This window comes from Kribbella sp. NPDC020701 (assembly GCF_055562215.1).
This window is the reverse complement of the sequence record NZ_JBVHFT010000004.1, coordinates 173,601-196,627: the sequence shown is the minus strand read 5'-3', so window position 1 is coordinate 196,627 and position 23,027 is coordinate 173,601. Positions and strand designations below refer to the sequence as shown.

Sequence of the window (23,027 nt, the reverse complement as noted above, 5' to 3'; positions counted from 1 at the left end):
GACACGGGCGCCACTCCTCTGTGGGGTGGCGCCCGCTCTAGTTCAGTTGAGCATCGAGCCAGGACATGAAGGCGCTGTAGTCGGCACTGATCGACATGATGATCTCGGTGCCCAGCTCACTACGGCTCATCCGCGCGATGGAGTCGAGCGCGACCCGCTCCCGGGCGAACCGGATGCCCGGCCAGAGAGTCGCGGCCGCGAGGGTGAGCGCGTCGTGCTGCATCGAGCCCGGGTAGCGCTCCATCCAGCGGTCGAGATGCGACTGGAGGATCCTCGCCCACGGCGGCGCGTCCGGGCGGGTCCACCGCTGGTAGATCGGTGAATCGGCCGTGATCTCCATGGCCTCGCTGAACGTGACATCGGAGACGACCAGCGTGGGAAGCCAGGGTTCGAGCGCGGGCAGCATCCGGATCGCCGCCTCCGGATCCACCCGGAAGTTGTGCTCCGCCCGCGACGGATCGCGGTACTTGATCGCCCCACCCATCTGTGTCACAACCATCCGCGCAACCAGGTCCGGCCGCTCGTCCTGCAGGGTCGCCAGATTCGACAACGGCCCCATCCCCACCCACCGAATCCGCCCCGACACAGACCCGCACACGGCAACCACGGCCGAGACGACATCATCCGGCTGCTTCGGCACGTCGGCCGGAAACAGCCCGTCGACGAAGTACAACCGGCTGTTCCCAAGATCCGACCCGGCAACCACCTTCACATCCGGCCGCCCCACCAGATCCAGCAGATACCGCGCAAACCGAGCCCGCTCCCCGCCGTACTCATCACTGGTGATCACCAACGCCAACTCCGCCACCCGCCGAGCCGCCACCACCAACGCCACCGTGTCATCCGGATCCCCACCAATATCCGTGTCAATAATCATCGGCGCACGGGCGATCGGCGGCCGTCCGACCGGCGGCGGTGGCCCACCCGACGTCAGCGCGTCGGCGAGGTCACCCAGCTCCTCATGACTCTCGCTCAGCCCAACGAGCGCCAGCCAGTCGCTGGTCGGATCCCCTTCGCTCCGGCTGCCGCCCATGCATACCTCCGCCTGTTTGTGCTGAGTTGAGAACATTCTGTACGAACACCCGCTTGTCGTCGTCGCTGGCGCAACGGTCGTACGCAGCCCAGATCGGAGCGCTGTCCCCCGCGGTCATCCGTGCGCCCTCCAGCGTTCGTTGGAGGAGCTCCGCGTGCTGCTTGTCGGCTCGGTGAACGAATGAGTCGAGAAACTCCTTGAGCCGAGGATCGGTCTCGCCGCCGCCGATCCAGGCTCGAATCTCGGTGCGATATCGCTGAGCACCGGCCTCCAGCCCTCGACGGTAGTCTCCGCCGGAGTCCCGGAGCGAGGCCGCGTGCTGCGCGCAGTCCGCGACCGCGAGGAGATTCACCACCTTCACACCCTCACGCACCCGCAACTGCCGAAGTCGTGGCGAGACGAGTCCTTGGCTCAGGCCCACGAGCAGAGCCGGCTCGTTGCGTTGCCCGGTCTGGGCTGGACCGTCGGCGCGGAGCCGCACCGGACTCGTCATCGGACCGTCGAGCAGCTCTTCGACACTGTTGAGCGCGAGCTGATGTGCGAAGGTCTTCGACTCCTCGGCGGGGAGGTCGTAGAACGGACGGCCCTGCCGCGTCTCCGAGGCGTTCAGATGAACCTCGTAGCCCTTCTTGCTGCCCGGATGCGGATCGTGCGGTGATTCGCCGAAGAACGCGTACCGCCCGGTGAAGGTCGTTTCCGGGTACGCCGCCGCGAGAAGCTCCTGCACCGTCCCCTTGAAGCTCGTGTCGAACACCGTGACCCGGCTGTGCGGCGCGCCGACTGGCACCTGATGTGCCTGCAGGTAGTCGCTGAGCACCCGGAATCCACCGATCGTGTCCGCTGGATCCACCCGCGGTGCCACGCGCCGATAGCCGTGGACCTGGGGAAACTTCAGACCCTGGTGGTTCTCCAGATCCTGGAGGGCGTTCTCGACAAGCGCCCTGGACAAGACAAGGTTCGAGACATGCCGCCGGACGAACCGACTGTCGAGCCTGGTCATTGCCAGCGCGAGACTGTGTCCGTCGCGTCCGAGTGCGACGACGCGGCCGGTACGGCGTGAGCCGACATCAGCACGCAGATCGGCAAGCATGTCGTCAGCGATCCTGACCATCAGCGGTGCCGGAAACTCGTACGCAACGAGGTAGGCGTCGCGCAATGTCTGAATGTCGTCGTGGCCGGCGATCCCCAGCTTGGTGGCCACCCGATGAGCAGCCGCGGTGCCTCGTGCGCGGACGGATTCTGCGGGTTCGGTCGCCATGCATCAAGTAGCTCATACTCGGCGACGACGCCGCGGAAGTTATCCACAGGGGCGGAAGGGGACGCCGGGATGGCGTCCCCTTCCTTGGGTTAGCGGCGGGCGGCTGGGGCTCCTACTGGGGTGGGGATGGCGGGGGGTTCTTCGTCTATGCCTGCTACTGCGCCGCTGAATTGGGCGTTGTAGAGGCTGGCGTAGGCGCCGTCGGCGGTCAGGAGCTCGGTGTGAGTTCCCTGTTCGACGATGGAGCCGTTCTCCATGACGAGGATGAGGTCGGCGTCGCGGATGGTGGACAGGCGGTGCGCGATCACGAAGCTCGTACGGTCGGAGCGGAGAGCCGCCATCGCCCGTTGGACCAGGACCTCCGTGCGGGTGTCGACCGAGCTGGTGGCCTCGTCGAGGATCAGCAGTTGCGGGTCGGCCAGGAACGCTCGTGCGATGGTCAGCAGCTGCTTCTCACCGGCACTGACGTTGCTGCCTTCCTCGTCGATCACCGTGTCGTACCCGTCCGGCAGGCTGTGCACGAACCGGTCGACGTACGTCGCCTTGGCCGCGGCCAGCATGTCGTCCTCGGTGGCGTTCAGGTTGCCGTAGAGGATGTTGTCCCGGATGGTCCCGCCGAACAGCCAGGTGTCCTGGAGCACCATGCCGATCCGCGACCGCAGGTCGTGCCGGGTCAGCTCGGTGATGTCCACGCCGTCGAGCGTGATCCGGCCGCCGTTCAACTCGTAGAACCGCATGATCAGGTTGACCAGGGTGGTCTTGCCGGCACCGGTCGGGCCGACGATCGCGACCGTCTGGCCGGGCTCGGCGACCAGGCTCAGGTCGGTGATCAGCGGCTTCTCCGGGGCGTACGAGAACGACACGTGCTCGAACTCGACCCGTCCACGCGCATCGGTGACCTTCTCCGGTGTCGCGTCGTCCGGCACCTGCTCCTCGGCGTCCAGCACCTCGAAGACCCGCTCGGCCGAGGCCACCCCGGACTGCAGCAGGTTGGCCATCGAGGCCACCTGCGTCAGCGGCTGGGTGAACTGCCGCGAGTACTGGATGAAGGCCTGGACATCACCCAGCGACAACGTGCCGGACGCCACCCGCAGACCACCCAGAACCGCGATGACCACGTAGTTGACGTTCCCGATGAACATCATCAGCGGCATGATCAGTCCGGAGATGAACTGCGCGCCGAACGCGGCCTGGTACAGCTCCTCGTTCTTCTGCGCGAAGCTCGCCTCGATCTCCTTCTGCCGGCCGAAGACCTTCACCAGCTCGTGCCCGGTGAACGCCTCCTCGATCTGGCCGTTCAAAGCGCCGGTATGACGCCATTGCGCGACGAACCGGACCTGCGACCGCTTGGCGATCGCCGCGGTCAGGACCATCGAGATCGGGATCGTGACGAGCGCGATCAGGGCCAGCACCGGCGAGATCACGAACATCATCGTCACCACGCCGACCACCGTGAGCAGGGACGTGAGCAGCTGGCTCAGCGTCTGCTGCAGGCTGGTCGAGATGTTGTCGATGTCGTTGGTCACCCGGCTCAGCAGCTCACCGCGGGGCGCGCCGTCGAAGTAGCTCAGCGGCAGCCGGTTCAGCTTGGCCTCGACCTCGGACCGCAGGTCCAGGATCGTCCGCTGGACCACGCCGTTCAGGATGTAGCCCTGCATCCAGGACAGGAAGAACGCGCCGACGTAGAGCGCCATGACTCCCAGCAGGACGTTGCGGAGGGCATCGAAGTCGATGCCGACGCCCGGGATCAGGTCGATCCCGCCGAGCAGGTCCGCGAGCCGTCCGTTGCCGGCCGCCCGGGTCTGCTCGATCACCTGCTCCTTGCTCATGCCGCTCGGGAACTGCTTGCCGATCGCGCCGGAGAAGATGATGTCGGTCGCGCGGCCGAGGATCTTCGGCCCGAGCACCGACAGCGTGACGCTGGCGACGGCGAGCATGATCACGACACCCACCTGCAACGCGCGCGGTCGCAGCCGGCCGAGCAGCCGCTTCGCCGACGGCAGGAAGTTCATCGACTTGTCGCCCGGGATCCCACCGGGTGGGCCGAACGCACGGCCGGTCGTCGGCCGCTCGGTCGCCTTCACGGTCTTCGTCGTACCGCTACCCTCGGCCGATGGTCCCTGACCGTTGGGAGAAGCCGGCGGCGTCTGCTGTTCCTCGCTCATGCCGCCTCCTCCGCGGATTGCTGGGACTCGACGATCTCGACGTACGTCGGACAGGTCTCGAGCAACTCGTCATGCGTACCGTTGCCGACGATCGCGCCATCCTCGATGACGAGGATCTGGTCGGCGTCGATGATCGTGGACACCCGCTGCGCGACGACCACCACGCAGGCGTCCGCTGTGATCGGCCGCAGCGCCGCGCGCAGCCGGGCGTCGGTGGACAGGTCGAGCGCCGAGAACGAGTCGTCGAACAGGTAGATCTCAGGCTTGCGGACCAGCGCCCGCGCGATCGCGAGCCGCTGCCGCTGGCCGCCGGACACGTTCGTGCCGCCCTGCGCGATCGGCGCGTTCAGCCCCTCGGCCATCGCCTCGACGAAGTCCTTGCCCTGGGCAATCTCCAGGGCCTCCCAGAGCTCCTCGTCGGTCGCGTCCGGGTTGCCGTAGCGCAGGTTGCTGGCGACCGTCCCGGAGAACAGGTACGGCCGTTGCGGCACCAGCCCGATGCGCTCCCAGAGCGCCTCCGGCTCGATGTCGCGTACGTCGATGCCGTCCACGAGCACCCGCCCGCCGGTCGCGTCGAACAGGCGCGGCACCAGTGACAGCAGCGTGGTCTTGCCCGCGCCGGTGCTGCCGATGATCGCGGTCGTCCGGCCCGGCGACGCGACGAAGCTGATGTTCCGCAGGACCGGCTCGGCGGCACCCGGGTACTGGAAGGAGGCGTTCTCGAAGACCAGCTGCCCGCGCCCGGTGAAGGTGCTGATCGGGGTGGCCGGCGGCTTGACCGAGGAATCGGTGTCGAGCACCTCGGTGATCCGGTCCGCGCAGACCGAGGCCCGCGGCACCATGATCATCACGAACACGCCCATCATCACCGAGAACAGGATCTGGATCAGGTAGCTCAGGAACGCGGTCAACGCGCCGACCTGCATCGTCCCGTCCTCCACCCGGGAGGCGCCGAACCACAGCACGGCGATGCTCGACATGTTCAGGATCAGCATCACCACCGGGAAGACCAGCGCCATCAGCCGGCCGGCCCGGATCGCCGTGTTGGTCAGGTTCGCGTTCGCCTCGCCGAAGCGCTCGACCTCGTGCGGCTCCCGGACGAAGGCCCGGACCACCCGGATGCCGGTGATCTGCTCGCGCAGTACCCGGTTCACCCCGTCGATGTTCTTCTGCATCTTCCGGAACTGCGGGACCATCCGGCTGGCGATGAACCCGACCGATGCCGCCAGCAACGGTACGGCGACCGCCACCAGCCAGGACAGCCCGACGTCCTGGCGGACCGCCATGAAGATGCCACCGATCATGGTGATCGGCGCCGCGACCAGCATCGTGCAGCCCATCACGACGAGCATCTGGATCTGGGTGACATCGTTCGTGCTGCGGGAGATCAGCGTCGGCGCGCCGAACTGGTTCACCTCGCGGGCGGAGAACTCGCCGACCCGGTGGAAGACCGCGGCGCGGACGTCGCGGCCGAACAACGCCGCCGTCTTGGCGCCGAAGTACACCGCGATGATCGTGCAGGTGATCTGCAGCAGGCTGACCGCGAGCATCCAGACGCCGATGCGCATGATGTAGGCGGTGTCACCCTTGGACACGCCGTTGTCGATGATGTCGGCGTTCAGTTTGGGTAGGTAGAGGGAGGCGATCGTCCCGATCAGCTGCAGGACGACCACCAGGGACAGGTTTCCCGCGTACGGACGCAGGCGCGTACGCAAGATGCGAAGTAACATCAATCTTCCCCAGAGTCGTGATGGCGGGCACCGTCGAGCGCGAACTCGGCGGTGTCCTCGGTGGCCAGTGGCTGACCTGTGTCGTGCTTGCGGACACCGTCGAACGCGAAGTCGACGATCTCCTGGGCGGTCAGCACGTGGCCGCCGGAAATCATTGGGTGGGTCGCCGAGAAGGTGAGCATGCCGATCATCCGGACCACGTCCTCGGGCGAGCACGTCAGTTGGTCCGCGTCCGGCCGGAGCAACTCGGCGAACGCGGCGTTGGCGAGGTCGGACTGCCGCTTGCGGCGGGCCTCGTCCATCGGCGTGGACTTGAGATCGGGTGGCCGCCGGAGCCGCAGCGCGAACATCAGCTTGAACACGCCCCGCAACCGGTTCTGGCCGACCTCCACGGCGGCGATGGTCCGCTCCCGCAGCGGCAGTGAACGGTCGATCCGTTCGAGCGCCGTGATCAGGTCGGTGGTGTCCATGGCGGCCGCCATGGTGGCGTCGATGAGCGCGTCCTTGCTCCCGAACGCGCGGAAGATCGTGCCCTCCGCGATCCCGGCCGCCTCGGCGATCTGCTTGGTGCTCACCTCGGTCCCGTACTCCTCCAGCAACGGCAGCGTGGCCCGCACGATGGCGGCGCGCCGTTCTTCGGGTGGGAGTGGAGTCGCTCGTGGAGTCACGCTTCGAGGTTAACTGAGTGAGTACTCACTCACAACTACCTTGACGCTTGTGGCGCAGACCGGTTCGCCACCAGCGTGGAAACACCGTCCAGGAGCCGTTCGAGACCATACTCGAACGCATGATCGGAGTCGTACGGGGCGTCGAACTCATTCCCGACCGCCGTCCCGACCCGGGACGCCAGCGGGAACTTCTTGCTGTCGCCGATCTGGTCCAGGTGCGGTACGTGCGCCAGCCACCACTCCTTGTCCGTGATCCCCGACCGCTGGATCACCTGCCGCGCCTCCACCGCCGTACGCACGGCGCCGTGCACGTAACCGTTGACCAAGGCCACGGTGTCGTCCATCTCGATGTCGGTCAGACCGATCCCCTCGACCGCGGCCAGCTCGTACTCGTACTTGGCCATCACGTTCGGACCGAGCGGCGGCCGGCTGACGGCGACGTGCAGCATCCACGGGTGACGCAGGTACAGCTCGCGATTCTCCCGGGCGACCTCGTCGAGCCTGGCTCGCCAGCCGCCATCCACGTCGCGTCGCGGCAGTTCGCCGTACACGTTGTCGAGCATCACGTCGAGGAGCTCGCCCTTGCCGGGGAAGTAGCGGTACAGCGTCATCGCGCCGGCCCCGACCTCGTCGGCGACCCTGCGCATCGACAGCGCGGCGAGGCCCTCGGTGTCGGCGACCCGCACCGCGGCCTCGACGATCTGGTCGACCGTGAGGGCCGGCTTTGGTCCGCGGGTCGGCTGCGGACGCCGGCGCCACAGCAGTTCGAGGCTCTTCGCCGGGTCCCCGCTGCCGCTGTACTCCTGCTTCATGTGCGCGACTCTTCCGGATTGGCTAGGGTGGTCCGGTTACGTCGTACAGTGTACGCAGTGAGAAAGCGATTGACCTCAAGGGTTGTCGAGGTTCTAGCGTCGGGTTTTGTCGGTGGTGTCCGGAATCATCGACCTTTCCCGATCGACCGATTCATCGGAGCACAGCCGTGAGCATGGAGATGACCGCGTGGAACTCGCTGTACCACGCGATGCACGCCCAGGACGAGAAACGCCCGTTCTCACGGGCCACACTGAAACGCATCCTCGCCTTCGCGAGGCCACACCGGAAGCAGCTGGTCTGGTTCCTGGTGCTCAGCATCGTCGCGGCCGTCCTCGCGGTCGCCACACCGGTGCTGGCCGGGAAGGTGGTCGACGCGATCGTGGACGGCAAGGCCTTCAGCGTCGTGCTGCAACTCGCCGTACTGATCGCGGTCATCGCGATCGCCGAGGCGGGGATCAGCATGCTGACCCGATGGCTGTCGGCCGGGATCGGTGAGGGGCTGATCCTGGACCTGCGGACGGCCGTGTTCGACCACATCCAGCGGATGCCGATCGCGTTCTTCACCCGGACGCGGACCGGCGCGCTGGTCTCCCGGCTGAACAACGACGTGATCGGCGCCCAGCGGGCGTTCAGCGACACCCTGTCCGGCGTGGTCAGCAACCTGGTGATGCTCGTGCTGACGCTGGTGGTGATGATCGGGGTGTCCTGGCAGATCACTCTGCTCGCGCTGATACTGCTGCCGGTCTTCGTCGTACCGGCCCGCCGGATCGGCACCAGGCTGGCCGGGCTACAACGCGAGGCGGCCGACTACAACGCGACCATGAGCACCCAGATGACCGAGCGGTTCTCGGCGCCGGGCGCGACGCTGGTGAAGTTGTTCGGACGGCCGGCGCGGGAGTCGGCGGAGTTCGCGATCCGGGCTCGGCGGGTGCGCGACATCGGCGTGCGGACCGCGATGGTGCAGTGGATCTTCGTCACCGCGTTGACGCTGGTCTCGGCGCTGGCACTGGCCGTGGTGTACGGGCTGGGCGGCTTCTACGCGTTGCGCGGTCAGCTCGACGCGGGTGCGGTGGTGTCGATGGCGCTGCTGCTGACCCGGCTGTACTCGCCGTTGACCGCGCTGGCGAGTGCGCGACTCGAGGTCATGACGGCGCTGGTCAGCTTCGAGCGGGTCTTCGAGGTGCTGGATCTCGAGCCGCTGATCAAGGACAAGCCGGATGCGGGTCGGGTGCCCGAGGGTCCGGTGTCGGTGGAGTTCTCCGGGGTTGGCTTCGCGTATCCGTCGGCGGACAAGGTCTCGCTGGCGTCGCTCGAGGAGGTCGCGAAGCTCGACACGCGCGGCGGTGTCGACGTGCTGCACGACATGTCGTTCCGCGCCGAGCCGGGGCAGATGGTCGCGCTCGTCGGTTCGTCCGGCGCCGGCAAGTCCACGATCGCGCAACTCATCCCCCGCTTGTACGACGTGGACTCGGGCGCGGTGAAGCTGGGCGGAGTCGATGTCCGTGATGTGTCGGCCGAGTCGCTGCGGGAGACGCTCGGCATGGTCACGCAGGACGGTCACCTCTTCCACGACTCCATCCGGGAGAACCTGCTGCTCGCGCGGCCCGAGGCGAGCGAGGACGAACTGTGGGATGCGCTCACGCGGGCGCGGTTGGGTGAGTTGATCCGATCGCTGCCGGATCAGCTGGACACAGTGGTCGGCGAGCGCGGGTACCGCTTGTCCGGTGGTGAGCGGCAGCGGCTGACGATCGCCCGGCTGCTGCTGGCGCAACCGCGGGTGGTCATCCTCGACGAGGCGACCGCGGCGCTGGACTCGACGAACGAGGCTGCCGTCCAGGCCGCGCTCACCGAGGCACTGGCCGGGCGTACGGCGGTCGTCATCGCCCACCGGTTGTCCACGATCCGTGCCGCTGATCAGATCCTGGTGATCGAGGCGGGCCGAATCGTCGAGCAGGGCACGCACGGCAACCTCTTGGCCGCCGGCGGGCGGTATGAGGAGCTCTACCGCACCCAGTTCGACCAGCCCGGGACCGAGGGCGCGTCGGAGGTGGTCACGGTCTAGGCGGCCGTTTCGCGGTCCGAGAGGTGGGTGGGGTTCGTCGGCTGGTCTTGATGGGTGAGCAGGAGGGCGTTCGGGTTGGTGGGGCAGGAGCTGGCTGGGTGTGCGGTGGTGTTCAAGCCGGCGGATCCACCACGGGAGGGGCGGGTCGCGTTCTGGGATCCCGAGGGTGGGTCACTCCCCTTCGGTGTCGGTGAGCAGACCGAGCTCGACCTGATCGTCGACGCGTCGCCGCGGTCCGTGCGCGCGATCGAGCTCCCGGTCGGGCAAGCCGTTCCCATCCTCGGCCGCGCCCGTCAGGCTTCCGCCGCCCATCCGTCGGCGGCCTTCTGGGGCGGCGCCGCCCTGGTCGCCCTCCAACTGGTTGCCCGAGGCAAACTCCTTCCCGGTGTCTCCCCCACCGGCCACGACGCCTGGCGAGTCGGCCCGCTGGACACGGCCGACGTGACCCGAGTCCTCGAACTCGCCGAAGCCATGCCACCCTCAGCGCGATCGCTCCCCCTCTCAACAGATGACTCCTCGGTCCGGCTGCCGGTGGCTGAGGACTTGGTGCGGGGGTTCCTGGATGCGGTGGCGGATGGGATGCCTCGGTCGCCGGCGGCTGCCAAGGCACACCGGACCGGGCTGTTCGCCGGCGTCAAACCTCAGCGAGCCGAACACCTGCGGTCCTGGGCCGACGAGGTGTCGGTCGGCCTCGACACCGGCGTACGGATCTCGTTGCGGATCGAGATGGCCGACTCGCTCGCCTTCAGCGCGGTCGTGCAACTGCACAGCTTGAAGGATCCGACCCTCGTACGCGACGCGTACGACGTCTGGGCCGGAGACGTCCCCGGCTTCGGGCCACGCGCCCGCATCGACACCACCCTCGCCATCCGCCGGGCGGCTCGCGTGTGGACGCCACTCGGTCGGTTGCTGGATTCCGCCGTACCGGATCGAATGGAGTTGGCGGACGAGGAGGTCGGCGAGTTGCTGGCCGGGTCCGCGCAACGCTTGTCGTCTGCCGGTGTGGACCTGCACTGGCCTCGCAGTCTCGGGCGAGCGCTCACCGCGCGGGCGGCGATCACGTCGTCGGACGGTCCGCCGAGCAACCTGCCCAAGTTCTTCAGCGGCGGCGCGACCCTGGAGTTCAGCTGGCAGATTGCGCTGGGCAACGAGCCCGATGGTGAACCACTGACCGAAGCGGAGCTGGACCAGCTGGCCGAGGCGACCCGCCCGGTGGTCCGGCTGCGCGACCAGTGGATGCTCATCGACCCGGACCTCGCCCGCAAAGCCCGGGAACGGATCCTCAAACCGGTCACGCCGATCGACGCCCTCGGCGCAGCCCTCACCGGCAGCACGGAGGTCGACGGCCGCCGGATCAGCGTCACCCCGACTTCCTGGCTCGACGACCTGCGCGCTCGCATCGCCGATCCGGAGCGTGCCGACGAGCCGATCGACGCGCCCGCGGGTCTCCAGGCCACCTTGCGCGACTACCAGCTGCGCGGACTGCGCTGGCTCGCTCGGATGACCTCCCTCGGCCTCGGCGGCTGCCTCGCCGACGACATGGGCCTCGGCAAGACGATCACGCTGATCTCACTCCACCTCCACCGGCAACAGTCGGAGGACACTGCCGGCCCGACCCTCGTCGTTTGTCCGGCGTCCCTGCTCGGCAACTGGGAGCGTGAGGTCCAGCGGTTCGCACCCGGTACGCCGGTGCGACGCTTCCACGGTTCGTCGCGGTCGCTCGACGATGCCACGGAGGGTTTCGTGCTGACGACGTACGGGACGTTGCGCCGGGACGCTGTACGGCTGGCTGAGCATCGGTGGGCGCTCGTGGTCGCGGATGAGGCTCAGCACGTGAAGAATCCCTCGTCCGGTACGGCGAAGGCGCTGCGGACCGTGCCATCGCCGGCGCGCGTGGCACTGACCGGCACCCCGGTGGAGAACAACCTGTCCGAGTTGTGGGCGATCCTCGACTGGACGACGCCGGGGTTGCTCGGGCGGCTGGGCACGTTCCGGACGCAGTGGGCGACGCCGATCGAGGCGGACAAGGACGAAGACGTCGCGCAGCGGCTGGCGAAGCTGGTCCGGCCGTTCCTGCTGCGGCGGCGCAAGTCCGATCCCGGGATCGCGCCGGAGCTGCCACCGAAGACCGAGACGGATCAGCCGGTGTCGCTCACCCGCGAGCAGGTGGTCCTGTACGAGGCGACCGTGCGCGAGCTGATGGCGGCGGTGCAGGCGAGCGATCGGATGGCGCGACGCGGGGCGATCGTGAAGCTGCTGACCGGGCTGAAGCAGATCTGCAACCACCCGGCGCAGTACCTGAAGGAGGGCGAGGAGGCGCGCCTGACGGGCCGCTCCGGCAAGCTCGAGCTCCTCGACGAACTGCTCGAGACCATCGTGGCCGAGGACGGTGCCGTTCTCGTCTTCACGCAGTACGTCGCGATGGCCCGGCTGCTCGAACGACATCTGGCCTCTCGCGGGATCGGGACCCAGCTCCTGCACGGCGGGACGCCCGTCCGGCGGCGTGAGGAGATGGTCGAGCGGTTCCAGGCGGGTGCGGCACCGGTGTTCCTGCTGTCGTTGAAGGCGGCGGGGACCGGGCTGAACCTCACGCGTGCGGATCACGTCGTGCACTACGACCGGTGGTGGAATCCGGCGGTCGAGGATCAGGCGACGGACCGTGCGTACCGGATCGGTCAGACGCGGCCGGTGCAGGTGCACCGGTTGATTGCCGAAGGCACCATCGAGGACCGGATCGCGGCGATGCTCAGCAGCAAGCGCGAGCTCGCCGAGGCGGTCCTGTCCGGCGGCGAAGCGGCCCTCACCGAACTCTCCGACACCGAGCTCGCCGACCTGGTCGAGCTACGAGGTGGTCTCCGATGACTGAAGCGCGCGGGTTTGTGGCTTTTCCGGCGCAGCGGCGGAGCACTCGGGGGCGGTCGTGGTGGGCTCAGGCCTGGGTGCAGGCGCTGGAGGACACCTCGCTGGATGCGGGTCAGCTGCGAAAGGGCCGGATGTACGCCAACTCCGGGCAGGTCGGGGCGATCACGATCAGCGCGGGCCGGATCGCGGCGATGGTCTACTCACCCGACGACACCTACGAGGCCGTCGTGCACGTGGACGAGCTCACCGACGACGCCTGGAGGCGGTTCCTCGATCAGGTCGCGGCGAGGGCCGGGCACATCGCCGCGTTGCTCGACGGTGACATGCCGCACGACCTCGTCGAGGCCGCCACGGACGCCGGCGTACCGCTCCTGCCCGGCATCGGCGACCTCGACCCCAGCTGTACCTGCGACGGCTGGGAGCTGCCCTGCCAGCACGCCGCCGCCCTCTGCTACCAGGTCGCCTGGCTCCTCGACGACGACCCGTTCATCCTACTCCTGCTCCGCGGCCGCTCCCGCGACGACCTCCTCGACCAACTCCAGGCCCGGAGCCAGTCCGGGACGAGCGCCGAAACAGCGGACGCACCGGATGCGCCGGGCGTCTCGCTCGGCGACGTACTCGAGGCTCCGGTTCGTGCCCTGCCCGCGGTGCCGGACCTTCCGCCGAAGGTCACCGTCGACGACCTGGCCGTGAGCGGGATCGAGCCGCCGCACGGGTTCACGCCCGCGACTCTCCCGCTGCTCGTGCTCGACGCGTCCCGCCGGGCGCGAGCGGTGCTGAACGCGCTCCTGCACGGTACGCCGGAGCCGCAGCCACTCGACGAATGGGCAGACTCGGTCCGCCTGGCCGCCGACTTCCCTGAGCTGATCACGCAGCCGGCGACGGGTCGGCCCGAAGAGCTTGCCCTCGGCATCCAAGCCTGGCGGTACGGCGGTGCGCCCGGCCTCGACGTACTCGAACACAGCTGGACGCCTGACCCAGCCGACCTCGCCCGGGCCCGGACCGAACTCCTCGCGGCAGACGACGACGTCACGATCAGCACCCTCGACAACCAACTGACGCTCGGTGAAGACCTCCAGCTCCGCCTGGACCGCCGAGGACGCTGGCACCCGTATCGCCTCGTCGACGGCACCTGGACCCCGACGGCACCAGCCACAACAGACCCGCTCACCGCACTGGCCACCGACTGGTGACACGGCGGCCGGCGACTGGCGACTGGCGACTGGGTGCGGCGCCGACCGCCGACTGGTAAATCCGGTGCGGCGCCGGCGACAGCCCACTAAGGTGACGAGGACTTCGGAGGAGGTGAGTTGATGATTGCGCGAGCAGGTGTCTTGGCATGCCCGATCATCCAACTCACCGTGGAACCTGCCTGACGCAGCTTCCCCTTGCCCGAAAGGGACTCCCGTTGTCCAACACCTGGAACACCCGCGTCGAGACCACAGCCGACGTCGCAACGATCCGTGACATCACCCTGCACGCCTTCGGCCGGCAGTTCGAGGTCGACTACCTCGACGCCCTCCGCGCCGACCCGATCGCGTGGTTTCCCGGACTGTCGATCGTCGCGACCACCCCGGACGACCGGCCCGTCGCCTACGCGCTCCTCACCCGTTGTCACATCGGCGATGCGCCGGTCCTCTCGCTCGGGCCGGTCGCCGTCCTCCCGGCGTACCAGAAGCTAGGTGCCGGCAGCGCCGCGGTCGTCGCCGCTCTCGCCACGGCGCGTGATCGTGGTGAGCAGAGCGTGGTGGTGCTCGGACATGCCGAGTACTACCCGCGCTTCGGGTTCCGGCAGGCGACCGAGTTCGGCATCCATCACCCGCAGTACGACGGCCCGAACCTGATGGCGGTCGCCCTCGACGGTGCCGCCGTACCGGCCGGCGATCTCCGGTATCCGTTCACTGCCTGACCAGCCCCCCGCGCCGCCGGAGGCCGTGCCGCAGCCTCCGGCGGCCCGTACGGCAGTCGGTGTTGAACGTTCCACCCGAACTACGGCGGACGGTCGTAAAAGGTTCAGTCAAACTCGCCGAATCACTTGCGCAGGTGCCTTGTATACATGAAACAGTCGTCGAGACCGCCTACCCAGGAGCACGCGATGACTCGTCGACCCTCGTTCCCACTGAACCGCTCCAGTTGGAGCAAGCGCCGCCATACGGTGGCCGGAGCCGTCGCGGGGGTGATCGTGCTCGCCCTCGCCGGAACCGCCTGCTCCCCCGTCGAACCGGCCGGCAGTGACAGCAGTGGAGCGAGCCCGTCGGCGACCGGGCAGGACGTGTTCGGCGAGCCGGCCGACGCGGCGCAGGTCAAGCAGGGCGGCACGCTCACGGTCGCGCTCTCCGCGGACCCGGACAAGCTCGACCCGACGCTGTCGCGCAGCCTGTACTCGCGGTACGTCTTCCACACCATGTGCGAGAAGCTGTACGACCTCGGTCCGGACGCGAAGATCGTGCCGCAGCTCGCGACCGCGCTGCCGACCATCTCCGCCGACGGCCTCAGCCTCACCATCCCGCTCAAGCAGGGCGTGAAGTTCGCCGACGGCGGCACGCTCGACTCGAACGCGGTGAAGATCTCGATCAACCGCGGCCTGACGCTGGCCGGCTCCGCCCGCAAGAGCGAGCTCGGCCCGATCAGCTCGGTCGAGACCCCGGACCCGAACACCGTGGTCATCAAGCTGTCGAAGCCGTTCGCCCCGCTCACCGCGGCGCTGGCCGACCGGGCCGGCATGGTGCTCAGCCCGGCCGCGGTCGCCAAGCTCGGCGCGAACTTCTCCACCGCGCCGGTGTGCGTCGGCCCGTTCAAGTTCGCCAGCCGGGTCGCGCAGAACTCGATCAAGGTGGTCAAGGATCCGCTGTACTACGACGCCGCCAAGGTGCACCTGGACGCGATCGAGTACCGGATCATCACCGACTCGAGCATCCGCTCGGCGAACCTGAAGTCCGGTGACGCGCAGGTCGCCGACTCGCTGTCGTCCCAGGACGCCCCCGCGCTGCAGAAGGACAGCACCGTGACCGTGCTGCAGTCGCAGTCCCTGGGGTACCAGGGCCTGACGATCAATGTCGCGAACGCGAACGGTGTCGGCAATCCGCTCAAGCAGCTGGACACGCCGATCGCGAAGGACCCGCGGGTCCGCCAGGCACTCGACCTGTCGATCGACCGGGCGGCACTGGTCAAGTCGATCTTCAACGGGCTGAACACGGTCGCCTGCTCGCCCGTTTCACCGAAGAGTGAGTTCACCTCCGACGCCGCGCAGGTCTGCCCGGCGCACGACCCCGCCAAGGCCAAGCAGTTGCTGGCCGACGCCGGCGTGAGTACGCCGTACAAGGTCACGATGATCACCTCGAACAACCCCGACAGCCTGCGACTCGCGCAGGCGCTGCAGGCGATGGTCAAGGACGGTGGGTTCGACCTGGTGATCAAGCCGGTCGAGTACGCCGCTCTGCTCGACCAGCAGGACCGCGGTGACTTCGAGCTCCTGCAACTGGGGTGGTCCGGCCGCGTGGACCCGGACGCGAACATCTACAACTTCGTCGGCACCACCGGCAGCCAGAACGTGGCCGGCTACAGCAGCCCCGACGTCGACAAGCTGCTGACCGACGCCCGCCAGGCCACCGACAAGGCCCAGCGGATCAAGCTGTACGGCGACGTCGTCACCAAGCTCCAGCAGGACGACCCGCTCATCTACATGTACCGCCAGCGCAACCTCACCGGCGTCAGCAAGAAGCTCCTCGGCATCCAGGTGTATCCGGACGGCGTGATCAGAACAGCCTTCGCCGGGTTCGCCAAGTGAGAAGGTATCTCTTCAATCGGCTGTGGCAGTCGATCGTCACCTTGATCCTCGCGACGATCGTCGTGTTCGCCGGCGTGCGCGCGTTGCCGGGTGACCCGGCGCTCGCGCTCGCCGGTGAGGACCGGGATCCGGAGTCGCTGCGCGCGATCCGGGAGCAGTACGGGCTGGATCAGTCATGGCTCGTGCAGTTCTGGCAGTTCGTGAGTCACGCGGTGCGCGGAGACCTCGGTCAGTCGATCCGGACCGGCGAGCCGGTCCGGACGATGATCGTGACCGCGTTGCCGGTGACGATCGAGTTGTCCGTACTGGCGATCCTCGTAGCGAGTGTCATCGGCGTCGGCGCGGGCGTGGTCGCCGCCGTACGGCGTGGCCGCCCGGCCGAATGGGCCGCCAACGCGCTCGCGCTGCTCGGACTCTCGGTGCCGAACTTCTGGCTCGGACTGATGGCGATCCTCTACCTGTCCGTTGCCCTGGGCCTCTTTCCGGCGTCCGGCTTCGTGCCGTTCTTCAGCGACCCGGTGGCCAACCTGCACCACCTGATCCTGCCCGCCCTCATTCTGGGTACCGGCCTGGCCGCGGTGATCATGCGCCAGACCAGATCCTCGATGCTCGACGCCCTGAGCGCCGACTACATCCGTACGGCGGAAGCCAAAGGCCTCCCGCCGCGCGAGGTGATCGGCCGGCACGCGCTGCGCAACAGCCTGATCGTCGTCATCACGATCGTCGGCCTCCAACTCGGCGCTCTGATCTCCGGCGCCGTCGTGACCGAGCGGATCTTCGCGCTCCCCGGCTTCGGCAAGCTCACCGTCGACGCCGTCTTCCAGCGCGACTACCCGGTCATCCAAGCCGTCGTCCTCGTCACGGCGACGGCCTACATCGTCATCAATCTGCTCGTCGACCTGCTGTACTCCGTCATCGACCCGCGGATCCGCGTTCGAGGTGATGCCTGATGGCCGTGGCCGAAGCTGTCACCGCCGGCGCAACACTGCGCAGCAACCGAAGCAAAGTGGTACGCCGGATCCTCCGCAACCCGCTCGCGATCACGGGACTCGTCGTCCTCGGCATCGCCGTCATCCTCGCGGTGTTCGCTCCCTGGCTCGCACCGCACGACCCGACGCAGACGCACCTTGACCAAGCCTTCGCGCCACCGGGAACCGCCGGCCACCTTCTCGGCACCGACGACCTCGGACGTGATGTGCTCACCCGGATCATGTACGGGCTCCGCGCCTCGCTCCACGTCGGACTGCTCGCGGTCGCGACGTCACTCGTCATCGGCGTACCGCTCGGTCTGATGGCCGGCTACTTCCGCGCCATCGACGCACTCATCTCCCGCTTCACCGATCTCGTCCTCGCGTTCCCGTTCCTGATCCTTGCGGTCGGGCTGGCGGCGATCCGCGGCGCGAGTCTCGGTAACGCGGCGATCGCGATCGGTATCGCGCAGATCCCGGGCGTGATCCGGATCGTCCGGTCGGAGACGATGCGGCTGAAGTCGCTCGACTTCGTCGCGGCCGCGATCGTCGAGGGCGCCGGGGACGCGTGGGTGCTGGGCCGGCACATCCTGCCGAACGCGGCGTCGGTGATCATCGTCCAGGCGACGGTCGCGATCCCGGCGGCGATCCTCGGCGAGGCGGTGCTGTCGTTCCTCGGGCTCGGCATCCAGCCGCCCGCACCCAGCCTCGGCACGATGCTGTCCGACGCCCAGCAGTTCGCGTCGCGGGCTCCGTGGGCGGCGGTGATGCCCGGCCTCGCGATCATGTTGCTGACGCTGGCCTTCAACATCGTCGGCGACAGTCTGCGCGACGCGCTCGACCCGAAAGCGAGTCGGCGATGAACGCTGTTCTAGAAGTGAAGGATCTATCGGTCACGTTCCGGACGGAGGACGGCCTGTTGTCGGCCGTCGACCGGGTCAGCCTGGAAGTCGGCGACGGTGAGGTGCTCGCCGTCGTCGGCGAGTCCGGCTGCGGCAAGAGCGTCACGGCGATGAGCCTGGCCGGTCTGCTCCCCCGCACCGCGACCGTCGAGGGTTCGGTCAGGCTGGACGGGACCGAACTGATCGGCGCCGACAAGCGCACCCTCCGGTCGATCCGCGGCCGCGAGGTCGCGTACATCTTCCAGGAGCCGATGACCTCGCTGAACCCGGTCTTCACCGTCGGCACCCAGATCGGCGAAGTCCTCCGCACCCACATCGGCCTCGGCCGCCAGGCCGCCCAGGCCCGCGCGATCGAGCTCCTCAAGCTCGTCGGCATCCCGTCCGCCGAGCGTCGCGTCAGCGACTACCCGCACCAACTCTCCGGCGGCATGCGCCAGCGCGTGATGATCGCGATGGCAGTGGCGTGCGACCCCAAGGTCCTGATCGCCGACGAGCCGACCACAGCGCTCGACGTCACGATCCAGGCCGGCATCCTCGACGTACTACGGGGGCTTCGCGAACGGCTCGGTACCAGCATCGTCCTCATCACCCACGACCTCGGAGTGGTCGCGGACCTCGCCGACCGGGTCGCGGTCATGTACGCCGGACGCGTCGTCGAAACCGCCGAGGTCCACCAACTGTTCGCCAACCCACAACACCCCTACACAGCCGGCCTCCTCGGCGCGTCACCGGCAGCCGGCCGCCATGCCGAGACCCATCGACTCAACGAGATCCCCGGTCTCGTCCCGGTTCTGACGGAGCAGCCCGACGCCTGCACCTTCGCCGACCGCTGCCCCAGAGCAGTCGACACCTGTACGACGTCCCAGCCGCAACTGACCGATGGCCAGCACCGTGTCGCGTGCTGGAGCCCGGTCAGAGAACCAGTGGAGGTCTAGTGGCTGTGCTATTGGCCGGGCCTTCGGCGCCGGCAGGGTCATGGGGCCTTTACTCCCGGCCTTCCCTCGTCGCCCCAGTCGCTTCGCTCCCTCCGCTCCTCAGTCCAGGCCGGGAGGCCCCATGACCGTGCTGATGCCACGCCTCCGGCGCGGCGGGTCATGGGGCTGTAACTCCCGGCCTTCCCTCGTCGCTCCAGTCGCTTCGCTCCCTCCGCTCCTCAGTCCAGGCCGGGAGGCCCCATGACCGCGCTCGCTCTGGAAGTCGAAGACTTGGTCATGCACTTCGGGCCGGTCCGGGCCGTTGATGGGGTGACTCTGCGGATCCGGCAAGGCTCGGTTGTCGCACTGGTCGGTGAGAGTGGGTCCGGCAAGTCCACGGTCGGCCGGTGCATCGTCCGACTGCTCGAACCGAGCGGTGGGACCGTCAGAGTCGCGGATGCCGACATCACTCATCTCAACCGCCGTCAGCTCCGGCCGCACCGCCGAGACGTGTCCATCGTGTTCCAGGACCCGGCCGGCTCGCTTGACCCGCGCTTGTCGGTCGGAGACATCGTCGGCGAACCGCTCCGGCTCATGCGTCGCAAAGACATCTCCGCCAAGGTCGCAGAGTCACTACGCCGGGTCGGACTCCGGCCTGAGGTCGCACAGCGTGCGCCGCATGAGTTGTCCGGCGGCCAACGTCAGCGAGTCAGCATTGCTCGCGCACTGATCTCAGAGCCACGTCTGCTCGTCGCAGATGAGCCGACCAGCGCACTGGATGTGTCGGTCCAGGCTGCTGTGCTCAATCTGCTCGCGGACCTCCAACGTGACCTGGGCTTCGCCTGCCTGTTCATCACCCACGACCTCTCAGCCGTCGAGTACCTCGCCGACGAGGTCGCAGTGATGTACCTGGGCCAGTTGGTCGAGCAAGGCCCACGGTCCCGCATCTTCGGCGCCCCCGCGCACCCGTACACCCAGGCGCTGCTGTCGGCGGCGCCCGTACCCGATCCTGCCGAGCAGCGGGCGCGCAAGCCCGTACTGCTCGGCGACGATCTCCCGTCCGCCATCGACCCGCCGCCCGGGTGCCGCTTTCACACCAGGTGCCCGGTCGCGATCGACACATGCCGGACAGTCGTACCCGAGCAGCGCGTGATCGGAGAAGGTGGACACCAGGTGGCCTGCCACCTCGTCAACGACGACGGCACCGGACCCGACGTACGCATAGTTGCAGAAGGAGCTCACCAATGACCTCACATATGCCACGCCTCCGGCGCGGCGGGTCATCGGGCTTTGACTCCCGCCCTTCCCTCGTCGTTCCAGTCGCTACGCTCCCTACACTCCTCAGTCCAGGCCGGGAGGCCCCATGACATTCACCACCCGGCCTACGTTGCGCGGCACGTTCGGGATGGTCTCGTCCACGCACTGGCTGGCCTCACAGTCGGCCATGCGGATTCTCGAGCTGGGCGGCAACGCGTTCGACGCGGCCGTCGCGGCCGGGTTCGTGCTGCACGTCGTGGAACCGCATCTCAACGGTCCCGGTGGTGAGGTCCCGGCGATCGTCGCCACCGCCGACGACCCCACACCGCGCGTGCTGTGCGGTCAGGGCGTCGCACCGGCCGGTGCGACGATCGAGCACTACCGCTCACTCGGTCTGACACTCGTCCCCGGCTCCGGGCCGCTCGCGGCCACCGTGCCGGGCGCGGTCGACGCCTGGCTGCTCCTGCTGCGTGACCACGGCACTCTGTCGTTGCGCGTCGTACTGGAACTCGCCATCGACTACGCGCGCAACGGTCATCCACTCGTGCCGCGCGTCGGTGACACGGTCAGCACCGTGCAGGAGCTGTTCGAGCAGCACTGGCCGACATCCGCCGCGCTGTGGTTGCAGGACGGTCGTCCGCCGACTGGCAGGTTCCGCAACGAGGCGTACGCCGCCACACTCGAGAAGCTCGTGACCGAGGGCGAGACGGCCGGCGCGGACCGGCAAGTGCAGATCGAGCAGGCGCGGAAGACCTGGCGGGAAGGGTTCGTCGCGGAGGCGGTCGACAAGTTCTCGCGGCTACCCCACCGGGACTCCAGTGGCGAGGACCACGGAGGCCTCATCACCGGCGACGACATGGCCGCCTTCCAGGCGAGCTGGGAGGAGCCGGCGACGGTCGACTGGAACGGGTACACCGTCGCCAAGACGGGGCCGTGGGGCCAGGGACCAGGGTTGCTGCAGTCGCTCGCCGTACTGTCGGAGCTGGGTGACGTCGACCTGGACAGCGCCGAGGGGGTGCACACGACGGTCGAGGTGATGAAGCTGTCGTACGCGGACCGCGAGGCCTGGTACGGCGACGGCGCCGACGTACCGCTGAAGACGCTGCTCTCCCCCGCGTACGCCGCCGAGCGCGCCAAGCTGGTCGGCCCGGACGCGAGCCTGGAGCTGCGGCCCGGGCACCCGGACGGTCGCCGGCCCAGTCTCCCGTCGATTGCTGTGGGCAACGATCTCGGCGACGCGACCACGGGTGAGCCGACCGTCTCGTCCGGTGGCGTGACCCGCGGCGACACCTGCCATGTCGACGTCATCGACCGGTGGGGCAACATCATCTCCGCCACGCCGAGCGGTGGCTGGTTGCAGTCGTCGCCGACGATCCCGGAGCTCGGGTTCTGCCTCGGCAGCCGGGCACAGATGTTCTGGCTCGAGGAAGGCCTGCCGGCCTCACTGGCGCCGGGCAGGCGTCCGCGGACCACGCTGACGCCGACGCTGGTGCTGCGCGACGGCCAGCCGGTGATGGCCTGTGGGTCGCCGGGTGGAGACCAGCAAGACCAGTGGCAGCTGCTCTTCCTGCTGCGGCATCTCGGCAGTGGCATGGATCTGCAGGAGGCCATCGACGCGCCGGCCTGGCACACGACCGGCTTCCCGTCGTCGTTCTACCCGCGCACCACCGAGCCGGGTGGTCTGGTGATCGAGAGCCGGGTCGGCGCCGCCGTCCGCGATGACCTGGCACGCCGCGGGCACGTTGTCACCGAAGGCGATGCGTGGAGCCTCGGCCGGTTGTGTGCCGTACGGAAGGAGCCGGACGGGGTGCTGGCCGCGGCGGCCAACCCGCGCGGCATGCAGGGGTACGCCGTCGGCCGTTAGGCGCTTTCGGGCCGACTGCTCAGTGCGGCCTTGGCAGCGGCTGCCACGTGATCGCGTGCGGCGATCGTGGCAGCCGCTGGGTCGCCGGCCTCGATGGTCTCGACCAGGCGGATGTGTTCCTCCCACGAGTGCGGTGCGCGCTGGGCGGCGCCGACGCGGAAGACCCAGTGGACGTGGTGGTACATCGCGGCCGAGATCGACAGCAGCCAGCGGTTGCCGCTGACCTCGATCACCGCCCGGTGGAAGGCGCTGTTGAGCTCGGCGACCTGGTCGAAGTCCTTCGCATCGGTCGCCGCGCTCGCCTCGTCGAGCAGCCGACGCAACCGGGCCACGTCGGCCGGCGTCGCCCGCTCGGCCGCGAGCCCACCGGCCAGCGTCTCCAACTGCTCCCGTACGGCGAACAGGTCGCGTACCGCGGTCTCGTCGAGCGTCGCCACCACCGCACCCCGGCGCGGCAGGATCTGGACGAAGCCCTCGGCCTCGACCACGCGCAAGGCTTCCCGCACCGGATTGCGCGACACCCCGAAGTCGTCCGCGAGGCGAGTCTCGGTCAACCGCTCACCTTGCGCGTAATCGCCGTCCACGATGCGCCGGCGCAACTCCGCGAGTACCTGCTCGCGCAACGCCACATGGTCGGCACCGATCGTACGCACTTCGCCGTCCCCCAAACCCGGTTGCTCCACCCCATGCTCCTCTCCCCGTTCGGCTTCGCGCCACGGTAGCCGATCGGCCGAGCCTCGGCAC

17 protein-coding genes are annotated in these 23,027 nt (G+C 68.5%); 10 read left to right on the top strand and 7 right to left on the bottom strand.

What is annotated here, in order from left to right; translation table 11 throughout:
* Positions 1–37: 37 nt before the first annotated feature.
* The 6 genes from ACZ3HV_RS11125 to ACZ3HV_RS11100 all read right to left on the bottom strand — a co-directional run bounded on the left by ACZ3HV_RS11125 (position 38) and on the right by ACZ3HV_RS11100 (position 7,666).
* Positions 38–1,033: a nucleoside hydrolase gene (locus ACZ3HV_RS11125; RefSeq protein WP_465683159.1), complete on the bottom strand. Its 996-nt coding sequence runs from the start codon at positions 1,031–1,033 to the stop codon at positions 38–40.
* Positions 960–2,291, bottom strand: coding sequence for a hypothetical protein (locus ACZ3HV_RS11120; protein ID WP_465683157.1), 1,332 nt, complete (start codon positions 2,289–2,291; stop codon positions 960–962). The genes ACZ3HV_RS11125 and ACZ3HV_RS11120 overlap by 74 nt, the downstream gene beginning before the upstream one ends.
* An 89-nt stretch (positions 2,292–2,380) precedes the next feature.
* Positions 2,381–4,456, bottom strand: a complete 2,076-nt coding sequence (locus ACZ3HV_RS11115; protein ID WP_465683155.1) for an ABC transporter ATP-binding protein — start codon at positions 4,454–4,456, stop codon at positions 2,381–2,383.
* Positions 4,453–6,186, bottom strand: a complete 1,734-nt coding sequence (locus tag ACZ3HV_RS11110; RefSeq protein ID WP_465683153.1) for an ABC transporter ATP-binding protein — start codon at positions 6,184–6,186, stop codon at positions 4,453–4,455. Before ACZ3HV_RS11110 ends, ACZ3HV_RS11115 begins: the two co-directional genes overlap by 4 nt.
* A complete protein-coding gene (locus tag ACZ3HV_RS11105; protein ID WP_465683151.1) occupies positions 6,186–6,854 on the bottom strand; it encodes a TetR/AcrR family transcriptional regulator in 669 nt (222 codons plus the stop codon). The genes ACZ3HV_RS11110 and ACZ3HV_RS11105 overlap by 1 nt, the downstream gene beginning before the upstream one ends.
* A gap of 35 nt (positions 6,855–6,889) precedes the next feature.
* Entirely contained in the window at positions 6,890–7,666 is a 777-nt protein-coding gene (locus ACZ3HV_RS11100) for a TetR/AcrR family transcriptional regulator (RefSeq protein ID WP_465683149.1), read from the bottom strand.
* Between the two features lie 179 nt (positions 7,667–7,845).
* Between ACZ3HV_RS11100 and ACZ3HV_RS11095 the strand changes: the two genes are divergently transcribed.
* From ACZ3HV_RS11095 to ACZ3HV_RS11050, 10 genes are all read left to right on the top strand, one after another.
* Positions 7,846–9,729, top strand: a complete 1,884-nt coding sequence (locus tag ACZ3HV_RS11095; RefSeq protein WP_465683857.1) for an ABC transporter ATP-binding protein — start codon at positions 7,846–7,848, stop codon at positions 9,727–9,729.
* Positions 9,730–10,200: 471 nt separating this feature from the next.
* Positions 10,201–12,591, top strand: coding sequence for a DEAD/DEAH box helicase (locus tag ACZ3HV_RS11090; RefSeq protein WP_465683855.1), 2,391 nt, complete (start codon positions 10,201–10,203; stop codon positions 12,589–12,591).
* Positions 12,588–13,784 carry an SWIM zinc finger family protein gene (locus tag ACZ3HV_RS11085; protein WP_465683147.1) on the top strand — a complete coding sequence of 399 codons (1,197 nt, stop codon included), beginning with the start codon at positions 12,588–12,590 and terminating at the stop codon, positions 13,782–13,784. The genes ACZ3HV_RS11090 and ACZ3HV_RS11085 overlap by 4 nt, the downstream gene beginning before the upstream one ends.
* A gap of 215 nt (positions 13,785–13,999) precedes the next feature.
* Positions 14,000–14,500, top strand: coding sequence for a GNAT family N-acetyltransferase (locus ACZ3HV_RS11080; protein WP_465683145.1), 501 nt, complete (start codon positions 14,000–14,002; stop codon positions 14,498–14,500).
* 186 nt (positions 14,501–14,686) lie between these two features.
* A complete protein-coding gene (locus ACZ3HV_RS11075) occupies positions 14,687–16,378 on the top strand; it encodes an ABC transporter substrate-binding protein (RefSeq protein ID WP_465683143.1) in 1,692 nt (563 codons plus the stop codon).
* Positions 16,375–17,328, top strand: a complete 954-nt coding sequence (locus tag ACZ3HV_RS11070) for an ABC transporter permease (protein ID WP_465683141.1) — start codon at positions 16,375–16,377, stop codon at positions 17,326–17,328. The genes ACZ3HV_RS11075 and ACZ3HV_RS11070 overlap by 4 nt, the downstream gene beginning before the upstream one ends.
* Entirely contained in the window at positions 17,328–18,209 is an 882-nt protein-coding gene (locus ACZ3HV_RS11065; protein WP_465683139.1) for an ABC transporter permease, read from the top strand. The genes ACZ3HV_RS11070 and ACZ3HV_RS11065 overlap by 1 nt, the downstream gene beginning before the upstream one ends.
* Positions 18,206–19,183, top strand: a complete 978-nt coding sequence (locus ACZ3HV_RS11060; RefSeq protein ID WP_465683137.1) for an ABC transporter ATP-binding protein — start codon at positions 18,206–18,208, stop codon at positions 19,181–19,183. Before ACZ3HV_RS11065 ends, ACZ3HV_RS11060 begins: the two co-directional genes overlap by 4 nt.
* A gap of 240 nt (positions 19,184–19,423) precedes the next feature.
* A complete protein-coding gene (locus tag ACZ3HV_RS11055) occupies positions 19,424–20,410 on the top strand; it encodes an ABC transporter ATP-binding protein (protein ID WP_465683135.1) in 987 nt (328 codons plus the stop codon).
* 115 nt (positions 20,411–20,525) lie between these two features.
* Entirely contained in the window at positions 20,526–22,283 is a 1,758-nt protein-coding gene (locus ACZ3HV_RS11050; RefSeq protein WP_465683133.1) for a gamma-glutamyltransferase family protein, read from the top strand.
* Here the strand turns inward: ACZ3HV_RS11050 and ACZ3HV_RS11045 are convergent.
* Positions 22,280–22,936, bottom strand: coding sequence for a GntR family transcriptional regulator (locus ACZ3HV_RS11045; protein WP_465683131.1), 657 nt, complete (start codon positions 22,934–22,936; stop codon positions 22,280–22,282). The genes ACZ3HV_RS11050 and ACZ3HV_RS11045 overlap by 4 nt on opposite strands.
* Positions 22,937–23,027: the final 91 nt, after the last annotated feature.